We start from the raw sequence: 26,727 nt of genomic DNA on the forward strand, positions 1-26,727 counted from the left end.
AAATCAATGGTTTTTTAGAAACCATTAAATTAACTTGAGATCCTTATCGTATCTTCACCATTCCAATTCCATAAATCCAAATTATAAAAACTATGAAAAACACCAGAATCTATTTCTTTGCATTCACCTTGATGTTGTTTTTGGCAGCTTCATTGCAGTCTCATGGACAACTTCAGTCCCCTGCAGCCAGCCCTGCAGCCTTCGTGTCCCAAAATGTTGGTTTCACCAAAATCAGCATTGATTATTCTTCTCCTGCTGTAAAAGGAAGACAGATTTTTGGGGAAATCGAAAAGTATGGAGTTACTTGGAGAGCAGGTGCCAATGCCACCACCATCATTGAATTCAGCACAGGCGTAAGCGTTGGTGGTAAAAATCTTCGCGCCGGTAAATATTCCATTTTCATCACGCCAATGGCCTCAGGCGAGTGGACTGTTCACCTGAATGGGAAAGGCAATTCTGTGTTTGCTTATATGAAAGATGGTAAAATTGACGAGGAAGCAGTTGCCAAAGATGATGCTGCTACCATCAAAGTAACCCCAATGATGGCTGCTGATTCTCAGGAAAGACTTTCTTATGCCATTTCTGCCGAAAACAACAAGGTAGCCAAAGTGACCATGGCTTGGGATAAAGTGAGGTTGTCATTTATGGTGGACACTCAGGTTGACCAAAAAATGGAAGGCTTCAAAGGAGCTTTTTGATTACTCCCTCATTACATCTCAAAATAAAAAAACCTCCTTTATGGAGGTTTTTTTATTGCCTTTAACTTTACTTCTCTGTCCAATCAACGCCGGTATCCTTCCATTTTTTCTCAGCAGCCGAATCCAGAACAGCCTGACAGACTTTTTGGGTTTCGTAGGCATCTTTGAAAGTCGGTGAGCAGGGTTTTCCGGTTTCCAAGCTATGGAAAAAATCCGCTGCATGATGGATAAATGAATGCTCATACCCGATACTCGTTCCGGGAATCCACCATCTCTTCATGTAAGGTTGCTCGCCTTCGGTGATGTGGATTTTTCTCCAACCCCTGACATGTGGATCATCTTTATGGTCAAAATATTCCAACCAGTTCATGTCCTGTAAATCCCACCTGATTGAGGCATGTTCCCCGTTGATTTCAAAGGTATAAAGGGCCTTGTGCCCCCTAGCGTACCTTGTAGCCTCAAAAAGCCCGAGAGAACCATTGTCAAAGTGGCAATGGAAGATACAGGCATCGTCAATGCCTACTTTCTGAACCTGTCCACTTCCCTGATGAACCCTTTCTTTGACGAAAGTTTCGGTCATTGCTGATACATCTTTGATACCGCCATTAAGCCACATCGCCGTATCGATGCAATGTGCCAATAAGTCTCCGGTCACTCCCGAACCTGCAGCATCTACATCTAATCTCCAAAGCCCATCTCCACCTTGCGGCAGTTCGGGATTGATTGTCCAATCCTGAAGGAAATTGGCGCGGTAATGGAATATTTTTCCCAGTTTTCCCGAGTCAACGATTTGCTTGGCCAATGTCACAGCCGGGACTTTTCTATAGTTGTACCAAACAGTATTGGCAATGCCTGCATTTTCTGCTGCTTTGACCATTTTTTCGCCTTCCTCCAAGGTTTTGGAGAGTGGTTTTTCACAAAGGATCATCTTTCCTGCAGCTGCTGCTGCAATGGCTATTTCGGCATGAAAAGCATTGGGCGTACAAATATCCACCGCATCAATGTCGGGTCTTTCAATGATTTTCTTCCAATCTGTTTCGTAGGAGGCATAGCCCCACTGTTCAGCAAAGGCTTTGACCTTATCTTCTCTCCTTGCACATACCGCTTGCAATACAGGCAGGTATTCAAATTCAGGGAAAAAGTCAGGTATACGCTTGTAGGCGTTGGTGTGGATTCTACCCATCAACCCCGTTCCTATGAGTCCGATTCTTATATGTTTTTTGCTCATTATTTTGGATTTAAAGATTTGAAAATTTCAAAGGGTTAGAAAGTTTAAAAGTTTCAAGGTTCAAAAGTTTTGAAGTCTTTACCGATTACCTCCCACCATTCTGTCACGTCCTGAATTTACTTGACACTTTTCACTTCCAATTTCTGACTTTATCCGTCCCACTTATCCAACCCATCCGTGTGCATTGCGCACCTCGATCATTTTGGAAAGGATGTCGTTCCAAGTTTGCTGCTTGCCCATCACGGCATTGGGAAACATACAGCCATCCCAACAAATATGCTGGAAAGCTTTGGTCAGTTCGCCCTCAGCATTTCGTAGCCAATGGCCGGCATCCTTGGCAATATCAAGCTTGCCATTTGGATCGTTGGCTAGGCAATGTCTTCCAGTTTTGTCATGTGAACCCGAACCGAAAACTGTCCCGTCATTTTGAGCCACATGGAAATCTATGGTCCAAGGTCGGAGGGCTTTTGTCAATTTTTTGAATGCCTCATCCAATGTCTCCCTGTCATTCCAGTCAAAGTTCTTTGGTAGAATCCTGTCATCAGGACTGTTGTAACCCAACATGTAAAGGAAAGTATGGGACATATCTGCCTGGAATCCGATATTGGGCCTGTTGGTTTGATCAAGGGTGTCCACCATCGCCCTCCAGCTGTGCATGCCTCCCCAGCAGATTTCACCTTCGGCAGCGAGTTTTTCTCCAAAATCCGCAGCCACATCACAGGCTTCTCTGAATGTCTGTGCAATCAGTTTGGTATTGTTGATCGGGTCCTTTGCCCAGTTTTCAACGCTGCTAGCTGAATCAATCCTTACTATTCCGTAAGGTCTCACACCAAGGTCTTTGAGTTTTTGACCGAAAACACATGATTTGCGGACCATTTCCACAAACAGCGCACGGTCTTCCTTACTTCCCATAGCAGGTCCACCCCAAATCGGAGCAACAAGGCTTCCTATATTCAGGTTGAGTTTCTGTACTTTTTCTGCCAATCTCTTGATACCGTCATCAGACATATCCAGATCAATATGTGGATCAAAAAGTCCGATATCAATACCGTCAAACTTTACCCCGTTGACTTCTGCGGCGGCGGTGGATTGCAGCATGTCATCAAATGAAATGATTGGCTCTGAGTCGGGGCCTTTCCCCACAATACCCGGCCAAGTCGCATTGTGTAGTTTTGGATAGTTATTTTGGGACATGGTTTTTTGGTTATTTGTTAATGGTTATTGGATGGATTATGGTTATTCGGTTAATGGTTATTTGGTTAACTGTTTAACTGATTTCGAAATCCGAGCTTTTCTCACTTCTCGGCGCTAGTATCTTGCCTCTTTTTCTTGATACTTTTTTTTTACGTCACCCTGAACGTAGTGAAGGGTCTCCACTATAAATGAGATTCTTCACCTTCGCAGGCTACGGTTCAGAATGACGTAACCAAAATTCAATTTCTAAGTTTCAAATCCGGATTGCCAGGACCGAAATGCTTCAGCATGACAATTGGGTCTGTTTTTGAATGATTTGTGATTTTGACACCTGCCATAGCGGCTTTTTCGCTGACGAAATATTCGTCATGGGTCAATTGTCCAAACCGGATCAGGGCTGGTGTTTCGATATCCCAAACCCCCATTTTTCCATGGCCCTGCATCATGATCATGCCGTAAGCGGCATTGTCGGTGATGGTTACAGTCTGACCCGGGAAAACGGTCAGTTCTTTGGCACTGTAATCGTGGGAGCGATAGCAAATCCAAGATTCATGGTATCCTGCAGCATGCATTTTCTCAGTATCATGCACAGGCTTTGGTTCCATGTAGTGGTTGTCCATCAGGTTTGGATTGACATTCAAATCCCAGTCGATCATTTCCAACAGCAACTCATAATCTCCGATCCGGTCTTTTGGCGTGGCATTCCATAGGAGTTCATCTGGAATAATTGCCTCGTTGACCAAAGACTGGTACATGGCAAAAATATCAGAAGCTTTTTGTGGTTCGTAAGTACACAAACTTCCCGGTGCATGCAGCATTCCTGGAGGCACATCCCAACCTGTTCCGGGCTGTAGTCTGAAGGCTTGCGAATAATTGGTGATCTTGTTGTCGCCTTTGTTGAAGTTTTTCAAACAGTCAAGGATGGTTTCCTTGGATGTCCCCGGGGCAATTCCGAAGAAAGTATAGGGAAAATCCCCACCGTGGTTATTCACCTGAGGTGGAAAATAGTAAGCTTCAGGCTTTCCGTTTTGTCCTGTCAGCGCACCGAATTCATCACTTGGATGGATATGATGCGGAAGCGGACCCATATTGTCAAAAAACTTGGAATACATTGGCCACGATTTGTATTTGTTCCATAACCTGTCACCGATGATTTGCGCCCCGATGTCGGCTATTGCATCCTTCAACAAGAAAAGCTCGGTTTTGCCACCGTCTTCAAAAGCGATATGGCTGAGACCTTCATTTTTACTTGTCAAGGGGCCGTTTTGGGCAGGAGTGGTCGAAGAAAACCAACGCTCGTCAATTCCTCCCCGGGCTCCACCGAGGGCATAGTAATCGTCAGGATGGAGTTTGATCCGCCTTCCCGGAACACAAAAAGAACGCGGCACCCATGTTGGGGTCAATCTCAGAATTCCTTCTCCTTGGTTTAATGCTTTTTTTGCCAAACTCATTGTTGTTATTGGTTATTGGGTTGGTGCTAAATTTATTAATCTTAATCTTTTTATTCTTTCAGATATTTATTGATACTGGATATTAATAGATATTATTTGCGCAGCAATACTTTGAGATTTGCGTGAATTCAATACATATTTATCAATTTATTTTAGTGAATTCTGCAATCTCATTATCTCTTGACAAAACCCTTAATTCCAAGTCATAGATTCTTTTTTCTTTAGGTTCCAATAGGATCAGGGTTCCGTTTTTTCTTGCACCACTTTGCCCGATAGGTGGATTGGTAGCCGGCTCAAGGGCAGTTACATATTCCCCTTTTCCCCAATGCTGCCAGTTGATCAGCCAAGGCAATTGGTTCTTGGTGAAGGTAAGAGATAGACCTATGCCAAGGTTTTGATTGACAAATCCGCAGGTGCATTTCCCGTTTTCATCGGCTTCGGGATCAATAAAGGCAACATCTTCGCCAAATCCCGCATGGGCATCCATCGGAGCTGGGCATTTTTTGAAGTTGTTTTTTGGGTTGAAAATCCTGTTGTTCGGATCGTTGTCCATGGAATTCCATTTTCCTTCCCAAACGATTTCTGTCCCTTCATCTATAAGCGGCCAACCGCAATTCAAATGATAGAGCAACATATGTGGTGCGGGCGTATTGCCAAGGTTGGTGATTTCATCCCTGACCTTGATAACAGGCTCGCCCAATATTCCCGAAATGGTTCTTTTCATTTCCAATGAAGGACCAAAGCAGGTAGTCTCCCGGATGATGCCGGTAATGCTCATTTCCATGTTTCCATTAAGTGGATCAGGTTGGATGATGGATGTGATTTCTGCCGGGATATTACTCGCATTACCATGTAATCCTCTATTTCCAAATTCATCCGATTCGGGACCGCCAACATGTGAAAGCCCACAGGTGGTCAACAATCCTCCTCCAAATGTCCTCAGCCAATCTATCCCTTTATTGGAAAAAGGTTGGGGAGAAGTAACGCCTGCATGGCTGATCCAAGCAAGGCTGTGGGCATTGAAGAAGGCATCGGCAATGTCCATTCCTCTGTCTAGTACCACCTTGTATCTCAGGCCTGTTCCGGTATTGATCCAGGCGATCCGAACTCCCTTACCCAATCCATTGTCCAAAACGGATGTTTCAATCCCTCCCAATTGCATGGAGTTGGAGATTTTGTCTTTCCAATTGGACTGCTTTAGCTCGTTCAAATCGCTCATAAATCTGGTAAAATAATCAAAATTCAAGTTATCATCTGAAATCTATGTCGGTATCCTGTTCTGTCAGGCATGAAATTTATCTCCCTTAAAATTAGCTATTTAAAACTATCAAAAAAGCCAAGTTTAACTTTTTCCAGGCATAAAAACTTCGGATTTTCAGAATATTCCAATAGTTATTCCGGTGGATTTTAACCAACAGAATGATGAACCAAAAAGTACATAAGACATTTTGTAAATTTTTATCCATTCATAAAATTCTCCTGCTTATTATCAATTACTTCCCAATCCAAATGGGGATTTCAGTACATTGAAAAAGCTTTAAACCTAAAAAACCATGAAAATCAACATATTACTTCCGGTCCTTTTTGGAATCATTTGCATCTTTCTTGTTTTGGATCTTTCTGCCCAAAGCAGTAAGAGGGATTATTACGAATTGAAGATCTATCATATAGAAAGCAAAAACCAGGAAAGCCAGATTGATAATTACCTGCAAAATGCCTTGCTGCCCGCTTTGCATAGAAATGGAATCGAAAAAGTCGGGGTTTTCAAACCGATTGCGACCCAACCCGATGCCGGGAAAAAAATATATGTATGGATTCCCTATAAGTCCTTGAAGCAATATGCCGGCCTTCAATCCAAATTGGATAAGGATGCTGCATACCTTACCGCGGGAAAGGACTACATCAACGCTTCCCATACTAATCCTCCGTACAAAAGAATGGAAACTGCATTTTTGCAGGCTTTTTCTAGCACACCAAGATTCACAGAATCAAATGTAGAGGGGCCTAAAAAAGACAGAATATATGAATTGAGAAGTTATGAGGCCGCTACCGAAAGATTGTATAGACAGAAAGTAAAAATGTTCAATGAGGGAGAAATTGATATTTTTCTAAAATTGGATTTCAATCCTGTTTTTTTTGCCGAAACTTTGGTCGGTGCCCAAATGCCAAATCTGATGTACATGACTACTTTTTCCAACATCGAAATTAGGGATGCAAAATGGAAAGCTTTTGGAACTGATCCTGATTGGGACAGGATGAAAGTGATGGAGGAATACCAAAATACGGTTTCCAAAAATGATACTCGCTTGCTTTATCCGACTGACTATTCGGACATCTAATATATTTTAATGTGAAAGAAAAAGGTCCAACATGTTTTATCATATTGGACCTTTTTTTATTTTATAAAAATCATGCAAGTAAAATGATAAATCATCTTAAATCATGGCAGAAGACCAAAATGTCCGGTACATCCCTGCCCGACGACATGTGGGGGACTTCCGACTTCCGTCCTGTCTAAAGAGAAATATTGGGTTCCTTTCAAAGAAGCAGATGACTATGAAACTTAAAGCTCCTTCAATTGGATATTCCGGAATTTGACCTGCATCGGCGGACCGACATGGACCTGAATTCCCAATAATCCCTTCATACTTCTGTTGACAGTGTCTTCATCCACCACTTCGCTGATCAGCACGCCATTGACAAAGTGCTTCATCACATTGCCTTGAACCACAAGATGGATCATATTCCAATCTTCGCTTTTGATCAATGTCCTCAGGGAATCCGGATCTCCCAATTCTTCGGTGACGCGAAGGCCTTTCCAGGCATTTCTCTCAATGTTATCCCTCAGTTCACCTGCCGGAGTTTGTGGATCGATGGTGGTTTTTTGCCCGATATAGGCCAAAGTGGTACGTTTTCTTTCTTCGTAGTTTTGACCTGTGTAGGCATTTTTACCATCAATATCCGCCTGATAACCGCGCAATGCAAAAGGTAGCTCTGTGAATCTTTCACTTCTGTAATTGATACCTGAATTGCCGTCCTTGGTGATATTGACTTCAAGTTTGAGTTCAAAATCCGCCGGTTCACCACCTTGCCAAATCAAAAAGGAATTTGCCTTAAGTATGGTTTCAGGTGCGATTTCACCCACAATATTCCCGTTCTCTACCCGCCAATAAGTCGAATCCCCTTCCCATCCTGAGAGACTTTTTCCATCAAAGATGGAAACGAAACCGCTTGACTCAGCAGCAATTGGCGGGACAATACCCGTTTCCCCGCTTTTCATTTCGGTATTGTGAGCAGGGTTGTTGCAGAAAGCAAATGAAAAAACTACTATGACAAATAGGATTGATTTCATCATTTGATTTTTTGGATTGGTCATAGCTTTGGAGGTTTTTTGGATATGTATTTTATTTAGAAGCAACTATTTGGAAATTCCAAACAGTTGCTTCTTTAATTGGGAATTTTAAAATGTTCACTAATTAAAATAAGGGAAATAGCAGATTTTTCCGGTACATCGGACTTCCGACTTCGGTCATCCTTCCTGTACATCAAAGGTTTCCCGGAAACTGGCATAATTGCCGATAACCAATAAATCTCACTTATAGACTTCGTGATCTGCATTTCCGCCCGAGATCAGATAAGCCATGAGGTCTTTCAATTCTTCCTCATTGAGCCTGTTGATCATTCCCGGCATCATGACCGAAATATCGGAAAGTTTCTTACTCTTGACGTCTTTTTTGGAGATCTCCCTGAGTATATCCGGTGCAAATGGGTTTTGGGAAATGAAATATTTGTCCGCATCCTCATTGGTCAATTTTCCTAAAACCGAGTTGCCATCAGCCAAATAGAAAATGGTGGCGGCATATTGGTCGGAGATGGTATTGTTTGGATTGATGGTTGCATCTAGGATGTCTTTTGCTGAAAACCTCGTTCCCAACTGCGTCAAATCAGGTCCGACAATTCCTCCTTCACCCTTCATGGTGTGGCAAGATTGGCATAATGTTGCGGCGTACATTGCTTGACCTTTGACCAAATCCCTTCCTTTGAGATCCGCCATCAATGGCAACGCTTCCTCTACAGTCCATCTTCTTCCCGGACCGACAGGCTGCACATCGCTGACGATAAGGTCATTGCCACTTCCGGTCAGCATGGAAGCTCCCGACATGTCATTGTATTTGTCAAAATCCGATTTCGATACATGGGTCAAAGCCATTTTTCTAGCCCTATCAATGAATCCTACATAGCTTCGGCCTCCTTTATATTGAAATGCATCATGGATCCAGGTGAAATATTCCTCTCTCGATTCAGGTGTCCAACCAGTTTTGGCATTTCCCAAAACGGTAGCAAAGTAGGACTGCTGGGCCGGAGGAACACTCGCGAGCATTTCCGCAATGTCCAATCCATATTGTGGATTTCTCAAGATCAAATCCGAAGAAGAAGTAAATGTCTTCTGATAATCTGCATCGTCTTTGGCGTTTTTCAACAATGCCAAAGTTTTGGAAACAGCATCAGGTGCATCGATGTAGACCAAGACTTTACTTAATGCCCTGTCAAGATGATTGTCATTTGAAGGGAAATTAGGATTAAGGTAAGCCACTAGCTGAGAATTTAAATCTCCAGCAGGGACGCCTTGTCTGAACAGCGTCAGTTCAAAGGCACGGATCAGGTTTTGCTTATCAGTATTGCTCAGACTCCCATAATTTACTCCCATCATTGCCTGAAGCATCTGTGGCTGTTGGGATTTGTCGGCATGTCTAGCCATGGCAATCATGGCTTGGATTAGGATTTTTGGGTCTTTTTCAGCCAATGCTTTGTCTTTCCATTCGCTGATTGGTTGGTGCTCCAAAGCGACCCTTGCAGCATATTGGATAAACCTGTCGCCATCTTTAAGGTAAGGCCAGACAAAATCCACCGCTCCAGCTTTGGGACCGCCGGTATGGAATTCTTCCAGTATTCTTCGGGTTTGAATAGCTTCAGGAATTTCGGAAGATGCGCTGCTTACTTCGGTATCTTCATCCCCTGCGTAATACACCCGGTAAACATCGGACTCCAACCTTCTTCCTCCCGTCATAAAATACATCGCTCCGTCAGGGCCGATAGCTCCGTCGGTCAGTGCCAGCGGTGAACCTGAAATAAACTCCTCGGCTGAAGCAGAATAGGTAGCACCTGATGGCGTCAATGTAACGGCATAAATAATTCCAAAACTCCAATCAAAAGTATACAGTGCTTTTTGGTATTTTTCAGGGAATTTTGAACCTGTCCCAAACATCACATTGGTAGGTGATCCTTGTCCGATGTTCAAAGTGGCAGGCAGGTTATCAGGATAATTGGGCGACCATTTTTGGTTTCCTGTTCTCCAGCCAAACTCGCTTCCACTCGTCACATGGCAGATTCGGGTAGGTCTGTACCATGGCATTCCAAAGTCCCATTCCATATCCGAATCGTAGGTAAACAATTCTCCCGCTTCATTGAAAGCGATATCATAGGCATTTCTGAAACCTACGCTGAACAGCTCCCAATTTTTCCCTTCAGGATCAATTTGAGCAATCCATCCTCCGGGTGCCATGCGGCTGTTGGCATGTCCACGGGGATCTTTGATCAAAGGAAATACATTGTCTTCATTCCATACCCTTGGGATTCTATAGGAATTCATCTCGGGAACATCTACATGGTTGCCTGCCACAATAAATATAGACTTCTTGTCAGGTGACAAAATCATACTGTGCGGCCCATGTTCTCCTGGTTCCCCCTGAAGAGATTTGAGTAGGGTAATCTGCTCGTATTGGTCATCTCCATCCAGATCCTGAAGTCTATATAGCCCGGTACCTTTGTCAAATTGCTCATTGGCATTGTGGTTGACCATGACGTAAAGGCTGTTGAAAGCAAAAAGTACACCCTGGGCAAAACCCATTCCGATCTTGTCATCCGGTCCGGTACCCATCTTGAGTTTTTCTACTTTGGGTGCCAATGAGTCAGAACCGATCACCGGGATTTCCAAGCGGTATAAAGCACCATATTGGTCTGTCGCGATCATACGGCCTTTGTCATCGAAGGTCATTCCGACCCAAGATCCCTGCTCGTGTTCTCCTGGACTGTAAATGTGTTCAGCTTTGAAGCCTTCTGGTAGCTTCAATTTGGCTACTTTTGGGTGGAGGGGTTTACTTTCTTCTTCTGTTCCTTTGCCACAGGAAAAGAGAATTCCCGTGACCAAAAAAAGGCTGAGGAGTTTTAAGGTTAATTTGGTGTAGGACATATTTTTTTGGATTGAAATTGTTCGGTTGATGGTTTGATTGGTTTTTATGGTAATGGTATATGTATGCAGTATACCAGTTTATGGTATATCCATTTTAATCCTTGTCCAAAAACTTAATTGCCCGGTACCTCGGTCTTCCGACTTCGGTCTTCCGTCTCGACTGAAGAAGAAAAGAAGATTACTGGCAAAGAAGCTAATATCCATTAGTAGATATTTCATTTCAAGTTAGCGTTAATTGATTTTCAAGTAAAACCGTTCATGGATATACTTTTTGGAGCTTTTGGTATCACTAACCCTTCAGCAATTGCATTTCCGCTTTTCCGTGTCCGTCCGGCGTGGTATAGAAAGGCCGCTGCTCGATGATGTAATTCGTGTCAGGAGCAATGCCCAGTGCATGGTAAACCGTTTGGTGGAGGTCATTTATTTTGATTGGATTTTCTATGGTTTTGCAGGGACGTTCATCGGCAGTTTTGCCAAAGACATGACCTTTTTTGATTCCTCCGCCAAACATCAATACCGAGCATCCATCTGTAAAATGCCGGTGCATGCCGTAGTTTTTCATGTCATCGATGATTTCCGGAACTTCAACCTGATCCAAGACTTTCAGGTCAGGCCTGCCTTCAGTAAGCATATCCCTGCTGAATTCACTCGCGACGATGACCATTGTTCGTTCCAACCTGCCGCTTTCATCCAGGTCTTTGATCAATTGGGCTATCGGTGCATCGATCATTTTCTTCATGTCCTTCAATCGGGTATGGCCATTGTCATGGGTATCCCAACCGAAAAAAGGTTCGTATTCCGTCGTCACACTGATAAATCTCGCTCCCTGATCGACCAGTCTTTTTGCCAATAGGCATCCCAATCCAAACTTCCCTGTATTGTACCTGTCGTAGCTTTCCTTGGGTTCCTGAGTCAGGTCAAAAGCCTTGGCCTCGGGAGAATTCAACAGCATATAAGCTTGTTCCATGGATCTTTTGAGAGATTCCTTTTGGTAATCACTGCCAAATTCCCCCATCGCACTTTCCTTGATCAGGTTTTCATAGAGTTGGTTTCGGGACTCAAACCTTTTGGTAGACATTCCTACCGGAGGCCTCACGCTTTCCAGACCTGATGTTGGATCAGGAATCAGAAAAGGACCAAACTCACTTCCAAGAAATCCCGCACTGTGAAATGCCTTAAGCTCTTCTCCTTCACCCACAGTAAATCTTTGACCGATATTGATAAATGGAGGAATGACAGGATTGAGTGGACCCAATTCTTTGGCAATCCACGATCCGAGATGGGGTACGACCACCGATTGAGGAGGTTCGTAGCAGGTATGCCAATGGTATTGGTGGCGTGTATGTAGAATATGTCCGAGGTCTGCAGCGACATAGGAGCGGATGAGGGTACCTTTGTCCATGATTTTCCCGATGGATTCCAGTCCTTCGGAAAAATGTATGCCGTCCAAAACAGTCGGAACCGATGGGAAGGTACTCAGTACTTCACTGGATTGCATGCCTTTTCGGAAAGGCGTATATTTTTTGGGATCGAAGGTTTCGGTATGGGCCATGCCTCCGGCCATAAAAAGCAAAATAACCGTGTCCGCAGTTGCGGGAATGGAGATTTTTGAATTACAAGAGGACATCAAACCTGCAAAAGGAGCACCAGAAGCCATGGAGGCGATGGCGGCGGCGCTGGTTTTTTTCAAAAAATCCCTTCTGTTCAGGTCGTTTCTCATTGTTTCCTTTTCCTTTTAATAAATAAGCTGAAATTCAGGGAGTAGGATTACTGCCCAAAAGAAATCCTGTATCTGACCCACATCCGGAGAGTTTCCCAAAGCCGCTAAGGCGATTTCACTTTCTTTTTTGCTTGGTTTTCGGAGCAAAGCTTTGTTGTAAACCTCCTCAACAATGATGGGTCCGTCTTTGTATTTTTCTTTCCACTGCGCTGCACCTTTTTGCAAAACTGTGTTGAGCCGCTCGCCATTGGTCAATTCCAAAGCTTGTAACAAACTCGCCTGTGAATCACGGTTGGTGGAGACAATCTCCCGGTTTGGTCTGCCCAAAGCGGTGAGAAAGCTGTTGTTGGCGACAAGGGAAGCCCGGGTAAAGTGGATATTGGAACTTTGCTCCGTAAGAAGTTGACTTGGATTGTATTTGAGGTCTTTTTCTTCAAAAACAGGACTGAAAACTTGGCTGACTGCGTCTGAAAATTGCTCGGCGGTCATTCTCCGCCTCACCATCCCGTTGAAAGTATAATCGGCGGCAACCAAAAGGTCGGCACTTTTCACCCCGGATGATTGCGATTGGTAGATTTTGGAAGTGCCAATTAGAAAGATTAATTCCTTGAGATCGTAATTGTTTTCTACAAAATCCGACGCGAGCCAATCCAACAGGTCCTGACTCCAAGGTTCATTGTCCATTTCGTCCACGGGCTCGACCATGCCGCGGCCCATCATCTGTTTCCAGATACGGTTGACGATGGTACGGTACATCCTTCCATTGGCCGGTTGGACGAGGTATTCTGATAATTGCCTCAATTTTTCTGAGCGGGTGGCGCTGCTGTCCATCTCGCCAAGCTCTTCCCAAAGGATCCTGGTACTTGCCAATTTTCCGATGGGTTTTTCGCACCTGCTGACTTCCAAAGTAGAATCCGCAAAAATATTGGCAAATGCATAGGCTTCTTCCAATTTCCAGTCGCTGATAAAGCTGTCGTGGCATGAGGCGCATTTGAGGTTGAGTCCCAAGATTACCTGACCCACATTTTGGGCGGCCTGCATCTCAGTTCGTTGGCTTGCATTGACTGTTCCTCTCCACCTGATTCCCTCGATAAAGCCTTTGGAGGCATCGGTGGGATTCAATAATTCTTTGACAAAAATATCATAGGATTTGTTGCTTTGGAGGGATTTGTAAAGCCAATCGGTGATGTTGTATCGGCCATTGGTGATGTATCCGGTTCCGGTGTAGTCATTTCGGAGGGCATCATTCCAGAATGTAAGCCAATGCGTGGCATAGTCATCATTTCTATCAAACAACTTCCGAAGCCAAACCGCTCTTTTGTCCGGATTGGAATCCGCGGTAAACAATTCCAATTCTTCAGGGCTCGGAACCAATCCCACCACATCAAGGTAAATCCTGCGGAGGTAAGTTCTATCATCCACAGCAGCCTGCCATTTTAGCTCATTTTCTTCGAAATAAGCATTCACCCAAAGGTCGATGGGATTTTCAAGTCCGGTAGATAGCCGTGGTAATGCCGGTTTTCTCGGCGCCAACTCCGCTACCCGATACACGCTTTTTTGCTCAGCACCATCGGGCCATGGTGCTCCTTTTTCTATCCAAAAACCGATCAGGTCAATTTCCTCTTTGCTCAAATGCTTTCCTTTGGAAGGCATGACATCCTTGTGGTTTTTTGGCAAGTTGATCCTGCGGAAAAGCTCACTTTCATCAGGATTTCCGGGTGAAATAACAATGCCGGATTCTCCTCCTTGAAAGACAAATTCCCTTTCATCCAACCTCAGCTCGCCTTCGGTCTTTGCGCCACTGTGACATTTGTAGCAGTTGTGCGCCAAAACAGTACGGACTTCCCCTATCAGTTGCATTTCCTTTTCCGGACTTAATCCCGAGGCACCGCTTTCGTAAGCAGCCAAGTCAAAACTGCCGGAAACATAAGAATTGCTGTTGTTCCAAGGGAAAGTTTCAGTCAAAAAATCTTCTCCATGGGTGAGCGAAGCTCCAAAATGTCCTGATAATCCGACTCCAAATGCGGCTATAAAAAGCACCGCCCGGTAAGCTGTGATTTTTTCGGTTTGTTTTTTCTTCCCAACCTGATTCAAAAGGTAAAGTACACCTATACTAAAAATGGCAGATCCAATTCCCAACCATCGGTGTAAGTCAAGCAATTCACCTTCCACAGCTTCATTTGTGGCCAGCAAAAGCCCAAATACAGCCGCTATCAAGACAGATACAGCACCTGCCAAAACCATCAGGTTGATGCCGGGACGTAATTTGGATTGGAATTTACCGATGGTGAACAATTCCAAAAAAGCTCCAAAAAGCAACAGAGCAATAGGAAAATGCACCACCATAGGATGGAGCCTCCCCAAAAACTGCCAAAGCCAAAAGCCCTCTGAAATCATCTTAAAATTTAACGGAATAGATTTGATTAATAAATCGTAATCCTAATTTTCTTCTCTTTTGGATAAAAATCCATCCTGTACCTTCACGTTTGTCTTTTTCGATGGGATAATTAATATGTATGTCCGCAATGATGCCAATAGATAGGATATCCATTTTAATTTTTTTCTGCATACTTAATTTCCCGGTGCATCGGTCTTCCGACTTCGGTCTTCCGTCCCGACTGAAGAAGAATATTGGGTAACTTGCAAAGAATCCCATATCCATATATTTAAAATAGCTTTTTGCCGACTGCCAATTCCTGTTTGCTATTTGAATTCCCTCTGTATACCTTAAAAGGAAATTCCCCAACCGGGTTCAGGCATGTAAACAGGATATGACAGGATAGAATACCGGGAAATAAAAAAAACTTTTATCATTCAAAAAAACCACCAATGCCTGGGAGGACCATCTTGGGCAATATGTATAAAGGAAAGCATATATGATAAACCCCATCAAAAACAACGGCAAAAGATTATTAAAAATCACCTTGATTTTGTTACTATCCACCATTTTTTACCAATGTAAAAAATCCGAATCACTTGATTTCACCAAAGGTTCTCACATTATCCTGATTGGAAACAACCTTGCCTCGAGGATGATGGAATATGGGCAGTTTGAGACAGAAATGCATGTGCGCTATCCAGACAGTATGCTGTATATCAGGAATATGGGAGATGGGGGAGATACACCGGGTTTCCGGCCACATTCGGGCAGGGAATCTCCTTGGGCTTTTCCCGGAGCAGAAGAATTCCAGACCGAATTTGCTAACAAGTCAGGTTCTGAGGGCCATTTTGAATCTCCTGATGAGTGGCTTACAAGACATCAGGCAGATGTGATTCTGGCATTTTTTGGATATAATGAGTCCTTTCAGGGTGTCGATGGCCTTGACAATTACAAAGGCGAACTCGATGCATTTATCAAGCATACCCTTAAGCAACAGTATAATGGGAAAGCTGCCCCCAAACTGGCCATCATTTCCCCCATAGCTTTTGAGGACCTATCTGATATCAGGGATTTGCCGAATGGCAAAAAGGAAAATGAAAACTTAGCGCTATATACCAAAGCGATGAAGGAAATTGCTGAAAGGAATAAGGTCATGTTTGTGGATGCATTTGCGCCTTCGCAGCAATGGTATGATTCGAGTGCAGAGCCTTTGACCATTGACGGTTCTCAGCTGAATGAAGAGGGATATAAAAAATTCGGAGTATTTCTGGCTGATGCTGTCTTTGGAGATGAAAATCCAAAAGCGGAAGAACACCGCACTTTGATCCATGACATGGTGATGGAGAAAAACTGGATGTGGCACAATGACTACAAAATCCCGAATGGGGTCCATGTTTTTGGTCGCCGGTATGCGCCGTTTGGCCCTGATAATTACCCTGCAGAATTAGAAAAAATCCGTCAGATGACTGCCATCCGTGATGAGGCAATCTGGAAAGCAGCAAAAGGGGAGAAAATGGACCTAGCCGCAGCAGACAAAAATACCAGGACATTGCCTCCTGTAGAAACCAATTACAATCCCGAACAAAACGGAAGTACAGAATACCTCTATGGTCAGGATGCTTTGGACAAACTTACTGTTCCCGAAGGTTACAAAATCGAGCTTTTTGCTTCGGAAGTGGAATTCCCTGACTTGGCCAATCCGGTGCAGATGAGCTTTGACAACAAGGGCAGACTTTGGGTAGCCACTGTTCCGAGTTACCCGCATTACAAGCCTGGAGATGCCAGACCAAATGACAAGCTCATCATCTTGGAAGATACCAATAATGATGGTAAAGCGGACAAGCAAATCATTTTTGCCGACGGATTGCATCTGATAATGGGTTTCGAGATTGCACCTGAGGGGGTTTATATCTCTCAGGGCACCAACCTCAAAATACTGATTGACACAGATGGGGATGACAAAGCTGACAAAATTGAAACACTTTTGAGCGGATTTGATGACCACGATACGCACCACGTGATTTCGGCTTTCTCTGCAGATCCCTCAGGGGCTATTTATATGGCAGAGGGAGTCTTTTTGCATACCAATGTCGAAACTTCCTATGGTCCTGTCCGGGCGACAAATGGAGGTTTTTATAGATTCAATCCTGCCAGAAGCCATCTTGAGCGTACGGCGCAGTTGTCGATACCCAATCCTTGGGGAATTGCTTTTGACGATTGGGGGCAGAATTTCTTTGCCGAAACTTCAGGTCCCGATGTAAGGTGGATGATGCCGGGATCGGTACTGCCGAGATATGGTGAAGCTACCCACAAATCAGAAAACTTGATCGAAGAAGCGCATAAAGTCCGCCCGACTTCAGGATTGGAATTCGTCTCTAGCAGACACTTCCCGGAGGAAGTTCAGGGTGACATGCTGATAGCCAATACCATTGGGTTTTTGGGGATGAAGCAGCATCAGGTTTTGGACGAAGGGACTGGTTTTATCACCAAATTCCGACAAGACATTGTGAAAGGATCTGACCGTAATTTCCGTCCTGTGGACATGGAGTTTGCGCCTGATGGGTCGCTTTATTTTATTGATTGGCACAATGTCCTGATCGGACACATGCAGCACAATGCCCGTGACCCGCTCCGTGACCACGTACATGGCAGGGTATATAGGGTTACCTATCCATCCCGTCCTTTGGTCACTCCGGCAAAAGTCTATGGGGCTTCTATTCCTGAATTGTTGGATAATCTGAAATTACCTGAATTCAGGTCGCGTTACCGCACCCGCCGTGAACTCAGAGGAAGGGATCCCAAAGAAGTGCTTCCTGCCATTGAAGCTTGGGTTTCAAAGCTGGATAAAAATGACCCCAATTATGAACATTATCTTTTGGAAGGATTGTGGGTGAGTTGGGGATTGAACAAGGTCGATCAAAAATTGCTCAAGCAAATATTAAAGGCAAAGGATTTCAGGGCCAGAGCAGCTGCTGTGAGGGTACTTCGCTACTCCGGACACCAGGTAAATGAGCAAGCCAATTTGCTCATGGAAGCCGTCAAGGATGAGAATAGCAGAGTTCGCTTGGAAGCTATCGTGGCAGCATCTTGGTTGCCAAGGGAAAAGGGACTACCGATATTGGCGGAAGCAGAAAAAATTCCTTTGGACAAATGGTCGGTCCACGCCCATGAAGCAGCCGTAGCCCATATCAATGGCCTTTCGGTGCGAGAGAAAAAAGAGGAAACCATCAAGTCCAAGTTGACCGGTAGTGACCTCGAACTCTATAACATGGGCAAAGAAATCTATGCGAGAGACGGATTTTGCAGCACCTGTCACCAAAATGATGGCCGTGGCCTTTCCGCCTCTTTGTTTCCACCGATCGTGGGCACACCTTGGGTCTTGGGCAGTGAGGAGCGCTTGATCAAGCTTGTGCTGAAAGGATTGATGGGACCGATTACTGTATTGGGTAGGGAATATCCTGGACAGGTTCCGATGACACCATATGAAGGCATGCTCAATGACAATGAAATCGCCGCAGTATTAACCTATGTGAGAAACTCATTTGGCAATGAAGCTTCACCCATCCGTCCGGAACAAGTGAAAGAAGTCAGAGCCAAGGTTGCCGATAAAAAAGGTTTCTATTCACCTGCCGAATTGCTGAAGGAGCATCCGATGGAGAAGTAGGAAGTTGGGAAGTGGGATGTTAGGATGTTTGGAAGTTAGGAAGCAGGGTAGGATGGAAGTTGGATGTTAGGAAGTGGGAAGATTGGAAGTAGGGAGCTAGGGAGAATCAAAAAGCTAGAGACAATACCTTTGAGGTTTTTTTGAACCTCGAAGGTCTTTTTAAGAAACCCGTGAGAAGATTGATCCATACCGAAATCAGTTAGCCAAATAACCAATTAAGCATTAACCCATTAACAATAACCACTAACCAAATAACCATTAACCATCAGCCATGAAAAAACTCGCCACAATAATATTCCTCTGCTTCCTGATTTTCCCATCAGTGGCCCAAACCCAAGATCATCAAAAACTTATCGACCTGGACCTTGGATGGGAAAAAGCCCTGTTGGAATCTGATGTTGATTTTTTGTCCAACCTACTTGCTGTCGATTTTGTGTGGGTTCACAACCATGCGAGTCTCATTGATGGACGGGAAGCGGTCGTGGCCAAGGCCAAGAGGATTCAATCTGGTCAGCCCAACGATACAAGGGGAAGGGTTTCCCGCGACCAAAAGGTGGTGGTTTTGGGAAATACCGCTGTGGTGAGCGGCTATACGGTAGTGGACCGAGGACCAAGTCCGGTCACCTACCACTTTATGCGGACCTATGTCAAAGAAAAGGGTCAGTACAAGCTTTTGGCCAACCATACCATGGCAATCCCTGATGAGGAATTGAAGGGAAAGTGAGGTGTTAACTCAGAATAACAGCGCCACGTCCGTGTCTTCACGGACGTTTAACGACATTTTTTTGATTGGTAGTGAGTTGGTTTTTAACAAATTGGGAATACGTAAATATGATGTAGAAATGAACTTTGAACTTTTAATAGATACAATTTCCAAAACCCATAGCCACTTTCAGCAGCAGGCGGTCAAAGCTGTTAATGTATCGCTGACTTTAAGAAATTGGCTGATCGGGTACTATATTGTAGAGTTTGAGCAAAAGGGAGTGGATAGGGCTGCATATGGAGATAAACTTTTTGACACCTTAAGCCACCGACTCAATTTTATTAAAGGAATAGACCGCAGGTCTTTGTACCGATTTAAAGACTTTTACTTGCTTTACCCTCATGTAGGAGAATACCTGCAGTCGGAACAAAATGCTAAATCATTGCCTGATCTTCTTTCTTTTCCAATTGTGGGGACAGTGACCCCACAATTGGAAATTTCCGAAAAAGTGGGGACAGCAACCCCACAATCTGTAAATGCTTTATTGACTCCCGCCAAAAAATTAGTACATCATCTATCCTATAGCCATATTGAACAACTTTTGCAGATTGAGCAATCCCTAAAACGTACATTCTACGAACTCGAATGCATCAAAGGCACTTGGAGCGTGCGGGAACTCAAACGCCAAATCAACAGCCTGTATTACGAAAGAAGTGGCATGAGCATCAAGCCTGAAATGCTCAGCGAAATCACCCAACAAAAAGCAGAAATTGCCACTCCTTCAGATATAGTGAAATCTGTTTATGCATTTGAATTTTTGGGATTAAAGGCGAAAGATGCGGTGGAGGAAAATGATTTGGAATCAGCCTTGCTTGACCATTTACAGGATTTTATGATGGAAATGGGACATGGTTTTTGCCTTGAAGCCCGGCAAAAGAAAATCCTGATCGGAGATGAGTATTTTTTTATTGACTTGGTATTTTACCACCGTATCCTCAAATGCCATGTTCTGGTAGAGCTAAAAGTAGAAGACTTTAACCATCACAATATCGGGCAACTCAATACTTATGTTAACTATTACAAAGCCAACGTAATGCAAAGTGATGATAATCCCACAGTTGGGATATTATTGGTCACCAACAAAAACACTGCGTTGGTAGAGTTCGCCACAACCGGCATGGACAAAAATTATTCGTTTCCAAATACCTACTGGAATTGCCCAAAAAGGAAATACTTGAAGCATTTATTACCAATGAATTACAAAAATGGAACAGTTAGTCGCTTTAAAATCAATAAAACCCCAAAATTAAAACCATGCAAAAACTACCATTCAAATTCGGTGCTGAGGTCTATACCTGGTATATGAACAACAACGGGGAAACCTACAAAGACCAGTTGGGACATATGATTGAGATCATTGCCAAGGCCGGATTCACCGGAATCCAACCTATTTTTTCCTGGATGGGCAAATTGTCGGATCCGGTTTTGTTGGAGGAAAAACTCAAGGAACTGGGCATAGAACTCGCAGCAGTGGCCTTGGCTTTGGACTGGAACGGTAAAGAAGAAACTGAGGAAGAGCGGAAGGTCGCAGACAATGCGATCGATTTGCTGCAGCGTTTTCCTGGCTCGGTCCTTTGCACAGTTCAGATTCCAACCGGCAGGCATGACATCGTGCAGCGGAGAAAAAGCCTGACAGATATCGTGAACACTGTTTCCCGAAGGGCAAAAGAAAAAGGAGTAGAAAGCAGTTTCCACCCAAATTCCCCCCATACCTCCATCACGAGGACAGAGGACGATTACAAAGTCATCCTGGAGGGACTTGACCTGTCTGCCACAGGTTGGTGTCCGGACGTCGGCCACATCATCAACGGCGGCATGGATCCCCTTGCCAAAATGAAAGAATACCAATCTATGATCAACCATGTGCATTACAAAGATTGGGATGGAAATCCGGAGTTTGCACTGATGGGAAAAGGAAAAGTCGACCTGATCGGAATCACGCAGTGGCTCAAGGAAATCGGTTATGCAGGTTGGATCATCTGCGAAGACGAGGGAAAAGAAGCCTTGGAAGATCCTGATTTTGTCACTTTGCACGACGGAAAATGGATTCAGGAAACGCTTGTTCCGAGTTTGAAGATTTGAGATATGAGACGTGAGATATGAGAAGCGAGAGGCGAGACTGGGAAAATGTCGGATGACCGATGACCGATGTCGACGAAGACATAAGAGGGGGTTAAGGTGAGTGGACCGAGAAGTGAGAGGTGAAATTTTGAATTATGAATTCAGAATTAATATTGCTGGATTCCGAATCCCGACAAAGCCAAAAATATGAATTCTCCTTTTTCACACGAACTCCTTTATTTCTCATTCAGCATTATTCATTCATAATTGTGCAATTACTATTTCTCCTGGTTAACTATATAAAACCCGGACTGATGCCAATTGCCGATGCTATGGACTATCGACTGTGATCTGTGGACTAATTCAAAATTCCTCATTATTAACTCTAAAATCTTTTAAAATGCCAACCATCACCACCAACGGAACCAATATCTACTTTGAGGAAAAAGGATCGGGAGAACCGCTGCTCCTGATCATGGGAATCACTGCCCCGGGAAGCGTCTGGGAAAAACATGTCGCCCATTGGGCGAAATCATTCCGCTGTATCCTCGTGGACAACAGGGGAGTCGGCAAATCCGACAAGCCTGCAGGTCCATATACTTCCCTTCAGATGGCGCAGGACTGTATCGGCGTGTTGGATCACCTGGGTTTGGGTGCGGTTAAAGTTGCCGGCGTATCCATGGGAAGCATCATCGCCCAACAGATGGCGATCCATTTTCCGACAAGAGTCAAAGCCATGGTGCTGATGTGTCCCTGGGCACGCTGTGACAATGCTGCCAAGGCGATTTTCCAACACATGAAGGACTGCAAAGCAAGGTTGAAACCTGAAGAATTCAGCGTGTATATCCAGTTATTGATTTTTTCCAAGCAATCCTGGGACAATGAGGAATTTCATGAGGGTCTGTTGGAAGACAGGAAAAATGCCGCTTTGGATCCGAATCCCCAACCGCTGATCGGATTGGAAGGACAGGCTGCTGCTTGTGTGACACATGATGTGCTGGAGGATTTGGCAAAAGTGAACTGCCCTGTTTTTGTCTTGGGAGGCGAAGAGGATATTTTTACCCCCGTATGGATGACCAAGGAAGTGGCTGCTGCCATTCCCAGTTCGGAATTGCATATCTATGAAAAAAGCGGCCATGCTTTCCATTGGGAAAATCTGGAGGATTTTAATGTGAGGGTTGGGGATTGGTTAAAAAAGCAGTGATAATTCTGTCCATAGTCCACAGTCGACAGTCCATACTTGTCCGCCGTGGCGGAGCCACAGCAATTGAACTTCAAACCAAATTATATTTAATTACCAATATTAAATCATTCCGGAAACTCAAACTCTCCTGCCACAAGTTAATTTCAACACGTTTATCTTTCAGGATATTCAATGGATTCCCATCCAATATCCACCAATATCCAGTATCGACTAATATCTAAATTTAAGAAAATAGACTTTTGAATTTAGGAGGCGGATAAATACATATCTACTTCAAGATTAAACTCAAAGCCCATGCTTTTCTCCCATTTCCCTGATAAATCGATATCCGCTTTCAGCCATTTCCCAAGGTTCTGAAAACTGCCTCCATACCCCGATTGCATTGGCAAAATCAGGATCATTTCTCGTGAATCCTTCGATGGTCAGCCAACCTTTATACTTGATGTCAGCCAAAGCAGCAAAAGTCTCATCCCAAGGCACATGCCCCGAACCCGGCGTGCCACGGTCGTTTTCACTGATATGGAAGTGGGCAAGGTAAGGTGAGATGCGGTGTATGGCCTCTCCCAGTTTTTTCTCCTCCATATTGGCGTGGTGGGTGTCAAACATCGCCTTGACATTGGGGTGGTTGACGATCTTCAGTAAGTGAGAAAGCTGCTCCATGGTATTGCAGAGGTAGCATTCAAACCTGTTGAGCGCCTCAGGCGTCAGCAGGATTCCTGCCTGTGCGGCATAATCTCCAGCCTGATGGAGGATTTCAGCACTGCGCGCATACTCGATATCTTGAGGGGCGGCTTTGGTAAATGTAGCAAAAGCAGAATGGAAAGGTCCACAAAGCACCTGCGAACCCAAGTCATGCGAACGATCGATGGTCCACTTGATTTTTTCGAGACCTTTTTGGCGGACATCGTTATCCGGACTGACGAGGTTTTCTTCCATACTGAGCACAAAAACCGTAGTGACCTCCAAGCCAATATTTTTGCAATGCTCCCCGATTTTTTTGTAGGCAGGGATATCGTCAGAGCCTACAAAAAACTCAGCACCATCATAGCCAATCTTTTTCAGCCTGTCCAAAATTGGTTTGAGGTCATCAGACATTGCTGCCGACCAAGCCAAAACATTAAATCCGATTTTATTCATGGGTTAATAGGGTTTTGCTAAAAATAAGAAATTCAAATTACTTCTTTGTGAAAAAAAATCAACTAAAAAGCCTATATTTAATTTCAGTTCCCAAAATAAACCCAAATAAAAATGCTTCGGTTTTTGATTATTTCAATTGGCCTTTTACAATTTGCTTTTTCACTCAAAGCACAAGAATCTGACAGCCTCAGGATGGAGCAAAAACCATTCAATCAGGGCTTGATTCTTTCTTTGCCGCAGGCCATACAGAGTCAGATTCCGGGACTCTTGGTCTCAAGACCGGGATCAAATCCCAATGGCAACTTTGATATGATTTACCGTGGTTACCATACTTTTCTCGGTAGAATGCAGCCGATGTTGATGTTGGATGGAATGCCCGGTTTGGCCTGGCATATGGTAGATCCTTTTTTGATAGATTCGATGAGTGTTCGCAGAGGGAGTCAATTGGCACAAATGGGTTTGCAAGCTGCCGCCGGAGTTTTTGATGCTACAATTTCCAATAATGGGAGGGAAGGGCTTTCGGTAACCTTTCTTCAAAATGTCAGCATGGAAAACTACCAAAGACCCTATGACAACCTAAATGCACAGGAATATAGGAATCAGGCGCCGCCGGGTACATTTTTTGGAAACAGCGATACGGATTGGTTGGAAGCGTTGACACAAACGGCTTGGTCAACCAATACCGGCCTGAAACTCGGATACCGGACGGGCAATTTAAATTCCAAAGTAATCCTCAGTCACCGCAATGTGGAAGGCATCCAAAAGGAGACCGGCTTCCAACAATTAAGTCTTTATGGGGCCCTCGATTATTCTTTTTTGAAAAACAAAGTCAAAGTAGGAGTTTCGACATTGGTTGTGGACAGAGATTCTGAAATTGGCAATACCGATTTTTTTCAGGCAGCGGTGGGAATGAATCCGACATTGGCATTGGATCAGCAAGTCAATACTTACACAGGGTTTAGAGGAAATCCCTGGCTGAGAATGAATGCGGATCAAAACACATTGGATTCCAAAATGGAAATGTTTCAGGCAAATATTACTGCCAATCCTTTTCCCCAATGGACAATCAGTGGAAGGATTGGCAAAGTAGGGACAATAAAAGACCAATTCTACTTTGACGGAATCATAGGTTTGAGCAATGATGCGGGAACCTTTCAGTGGAATAAAACAAGAAAGGATGACCGTACTTACATGGAGTTTTCATCCGATTATTTAATTCAAATTGACGACTTTACTTTCAATCCGGGTGTTCGTTTTACCTCCCAAAAGATTTCTTATGACCAATCCGGCACCAATCAAATCCGGCCATTTGAACCAGAGAATACGATCATAGAGCAAACATTGAATCCCCAAATCGGGAAATATACTCTGAATGCCTTGGGTTTTTTCGTGCAGTCCAATTGGAAGGAAAGATTGTATTTTGACTTCCTCTACCAACCTGAAAGTTCATCTAATTTGGGTGAAAATGCGGGATGGGGGCAATTTTTCGGACTGGATCTGAAATATCGTCTCAGTCCAAAATTCCAGGTTTTTACTTCCTATTCCCATACCGGTTTGATTCCGGATCAGACCGGACTGAGCAAAACCGTTTTACAAATAGAGCCTTTTCCTCGAATCACCCATTATGCCAACCCAGATTTGAAGTGGGAAGATACCCATCAGTGGGAAATAGGCGGGAGTGGTTCCTTTTTTCAGAATAAGCTATCTGGGGAATTGAGGTTTTTTACCAGCAGGTCTTCTGATTTTATCAATCGGATGCGGGCATATGATTGGGATTATGCGGATTGGAATGCCTATTATCCTAATACGTATCAGAATTTTGGGGAAATCAGAAACAGGGGTACAGAGTGGGTCATTGGTTTGAATCCTGTCCGTATCGGAAATGTCTTCTATCAAAGCAGTCTCAATGCCACCTTTCTCAAATCGGAGTGGACGGATCTTGATGCAGAATTTTCCAGCCTTGAAGCTTATGATGTAGGAGTGTCAAGGGCTATTGGTGGAAATCCCCTATACAATTACAGTACACTCAGAACTGGTGAGCAAATTGGGACCGGAAGGGCATTGGAATATTTGGGTATAGACCGTGCTACAGGACAATGGATATTTGACAAAGGTGATAACCAAAATAATTCAAGTTTAAATTATCCTCCCCAAGGTCAAACCGTTCCTAGATGGTCGATGGGCTGGAACCATCAGGTGCAATGGAAAAAATGGCAGTTGGATGCGTTTTTCAGGGGAGTGTTTGGGCATATCAATGCCAATGAAACCAACATGAGGTATGGAGGTGTAAATTTTTTCAATCAAAATGCACTTACCTCTCATCAAATCCTAAAAGATAACGGGCTGACTGATTTTAACAGGTTCAGCAGTTACTTTATCGAAGAATCCGGATTTATTTCTCTGCATTACTTGTCAGTTTCGAGGGATTTGGATTTTTTGGTCAAAAATAAAAAAGTGTCAAGCAGAATTTCTCTGATAGCAAATAACCTGTTTTTCATCACTTCGTATTCCGCCGCAGATCCTGAAGCAAGGCTAAGCACAAGGCCTATTTGGCAATTTGATGAGCATATTGAATACTATGACAATTATTATTCATCAGGGATTGATGCGACGTCCACTTGGTTACCTTCAAGAGCATTTACACTTTCCTATCAGGTGAATTTTTAGAAAAGATCTCTCCTTCGTCGAGATGACAAGGGAAAGTCTAATCCAATGCTTGATGTTTCTTGCAGTTTAATTGGGTAGAAAGCTTCAACTTGTCATTTCGTGAATTCAACATTATCAAAATGTTCAGAAAGGGGAATGACAATTAAACTATTTTATTTCGGCCTCGTCCACGATAGCGATCGGGATCGGCCACCAAGGTTGTTTTTGGGAGAAGGGTTAGGAGGAAAAAGCGGCGCAGCCGCTTTTTCCTCCTAACCCTCTAAACACCGAATCTCCGGTCCCTGAGCTTGTCGAAGGGTAAATTGCTATT

17 protein-coding genes are annotated in these 26,727 nt (G+C 44.0%); 8 read left to right on the forward strand and 9 right to left on the reverse strand.

The window, feature by feature from the left end:
• The first annotated feature begins 92 nt into the window (after window positions 1-92).
• Window positions 93-698, forward strand: a complete 606-nt coding sequence (locus MMU07_RS03715; RefSeq protein ID WP_241124495.1) for a DUF2911 domain-containing protein — start codon at window positions 93-95, stop codon at window positions 696-698.
• Between the two features lie 67 nt (window positions 699-765).
• Here the strand turns inward: MMU07_RS03715 and MMU07_RS03720 are convergent, their stop codons facing one another.
• The 4 genes from MMU07_RS03720 to MMU07_RS03735 form a co-directional block, all read right to left on the reverse strand.
• Window positions 766-1,929 carry a Gfo/Idh/MocA family protein gene (locus MMU07_RS03720; protein WP_241124621.1) on the reverse strand — a complete coding sequence of 388 codons (1,164 nt, stop codon included), beginning with the start codon at window positions 1,927-1,929 and terminating at the stop codon, window positions 766-768.
• Window positions 1,930-2,088: 159 nt separating this feature from the next.
• Window positions 2,089-3,120, reverse strand: a complete 1,032-nt coding sequence (locus MMU07_RS03725; protein WP_241124496.1) for a sugar phosphate isomerase/epimerase family protein — start codon at window positions 3,118-3,120, stop codon at window positions 2,089-2,091.
• A 239-nt stretch (window positions 3,121-3,359) separates the two neighbouring features.
• Window positions 3,360-4,571, reverse strand: coding sequence for a hypothetical protein (locus tag MMU07_RS03730; protein ID WP_241124497.1), 1,212 nt, complete (start codon window positions 4,569-4,571; stop codon window positions 3,360-3,362).
• A 142-nt stretch (window positions 4,572-4,713) separates the two neighbouring features.
• On the reverse strand, window positions 4,714-5,790 hold the full coding sequence (locus MMU07_RS03735) for an aldose 1-epimerase family protein (RefSeq protein WP_241124498.1): 1,077 nt from the start codon (window positions 5,788-5,790) through the stop codon (window positions 4,714-4,716).
• A gap of 334 nt (window positions 5,791-6,124) precedes the next feature.
• Here MMU07_RS03735 and MMU07_RS03740 point away from each other — a divergent pair, with 334 nt between their 5' ends.
• A complete protein-coding gene (locus MMU07_RS03740) occupies window positions 6,125-6,910 on the forward strand; it encodes an NIPSNAP family protein (protein WP_241124499.1) in 786 nt (261 codons plus the stop codon).
• Window positions 6,911-7,134: 224 nt separating this feature from the next.
• On the opposite strand, the gene MMU07_RS03745 is transcribed toward MMU07_RS03740, so the two are convergent.
• The 4 genes from MMU07_RS03745 to MMU07_RS03760 all read right to left on the reverse strand — a co-directional run bounded on the left by MMU07_RS03745 (window position 7,135) and on the right by MMU07_RS03760 (window position 14,938).
• Complete coding sequence (locus MMU07_RS03745) at window positions 7,135-7,851, reverse strand: 3-keto-disaccharide hydrolase (RefSeq protein WP_241124622.1); 717 nt, start codon at window positions 7,849-7,851, stop codon at window positions 7,135-7,137.
• 312 nt (window positions 7,852-8,163) lie between these two features.
• Complete coding sequence (locus MMU07_RS03750; RefSeq protein ID WP_241124500.1) at window positions 8,164-10,821, reverse strand: c-type cytochrome; 2,658 nt, start codon at window positions 10,819-10,821, stop codon at window positions 8,164-8,166.
• 289 nt (window positions 10,822-11,110) lie between these two features.
• A complete protein-coding gene (locus tag MMU07_RS03755) occupies window positions 11,111-12,541 on the reverse strand; it encodes a DUF1501 domain-containing protein (RefSeq protein WP_241124501.1) in 1,431 nt (476 codons plus the stop codon).
• Window positions 12,542-12,556: 15 nt separating this feature from the next.
• Window positions 12,557-14,938, reverse strand: a complete 2,382-nt coding sequence (locus MMU07_RS03760; RefSeq protein ID WP_241124502.1) for a DUF1549 domain-containing protein — start codon at window positions 14,936-14,938, stop codon at window positions 12,557-12,559.
• 479 nt (window positions 14,939-15,417) lie between these two features.
• Between MMU07_RS03760 and MMU07_RS03765 the strand changes: the two genes are divergently transcribed.
• The 5 genes from MMU07_RS03765 to MMU07_RS03785 all read left to right on the forward strand — a co-directional run bounded on the left by MMU07_RS03765 (window position 15,418) and on the right by MMU07_RS03785 (window position 22,613).
• Window positions 15,418-18,585, forward strand: a complete 3,168-nt coding sequence (locus MMU07_RS03765) for a PVC-type heme-binding CxxCH protein (RefSeq protein WP_241124503.1) — start codon at window positions 15,418-15,420, stop codon at window positions 18,583-18,585.
• 271 nt (window positions 18,586-18,856) lie between these two features.
• Window positions 18,857-19,309: a nuclear transport factor 2 family protein gene (locus tag MMU07_RS03770; protein ID WP_241124504.1), complete on the forward strand. Its 453-nt coding sequence runs from the start codon at window positions 18,857-18,859 to the stop codon at window positions 19,307-19,309.
• Between the two features lie 118 nt (window positions 19,310-19,427).
• Window positions 19,428-20,654: a PDDEXK nuclease domain-containing protein gene (locus tag MMU07_RS03775; protein WP_241124505.1), complete on the forward strand. Its 1,227-nt coding sequence runs from the start codon at window positions 19,428-19,430 to the stop codon at window positions 20,652-20,654.
• Window positions 20,603-21,430, forward strand: a complete 828-nt coding sequence (locus MMU07_RS03780) for a sugar phosphate isomerase/epimerase family protein (RefSeq protein ID WP_241124506.1) — start codon at window positions 20,603-20,605, stop codon at window positions 21,428-21,430. The genes MMU07_RS03775 and MMU07_RS03780 overlap by 52 nt, the downstream gene beginning before the upstream one ends.
• A 379-nt stretch (window positions 21,431-21,809) precedes the next feature.
• A complete protein-coding gene (locus tag MMU07_RS03785) occupies window positions 21,810-22,613 on the forward strand; it encodes an alpha/beta fold hydrolase (protein WP_241124507.1) in 804 nt (267 codons plus the stop codon).
• A 285-nt stretch (window positions 22,614-22,898) separates the two neighbouring features.
• Here MMU07_RS03785 and MMU07_RS03790 read toward each other — a convergent pair whose 3' ends face one another.
• Window positions 22,899-23,750, reverse strand: a complete 852-nt coding sequence (locus tag MMU07_RS03790; protein WP_241124508.1) for a sugar phosphate isomerase/epimerase family protein — start codon at window positions 23,748-23,750, stop codon at window positions 22,899-22,901.
• A gap of 111 nt (window positions 23,751-23,861) precedes the next feature.
• On the opposite strand from MMU07_RS03790, the gene MMU07_RS03795 reads away from it, so the two are divergent.
• Entirely contained in the window at window positions 23,862-26,417 is a 2,556-nt protein-coding gene (locus MMU07_RS03795) for a TonB-dependent receptor plug domain-containing protein (protein ID WP_241124509.1), read from the forward strand.
• Window positions 26,418-26,727: the final 310 nt, after the last annotated feature.

Origin of the sequence: Cognataquiflexum nitidum, from assembly GCF_022538055.1 — a bacterium.
In the GTDB taxonomy this organism is placed as follows: Bacteria; Bacteroidota; Bacteroidia; order Cytophagales; family Cyclobacteriaceae; genus Cognataquiflexum; species Cognataquiflexum nitidum.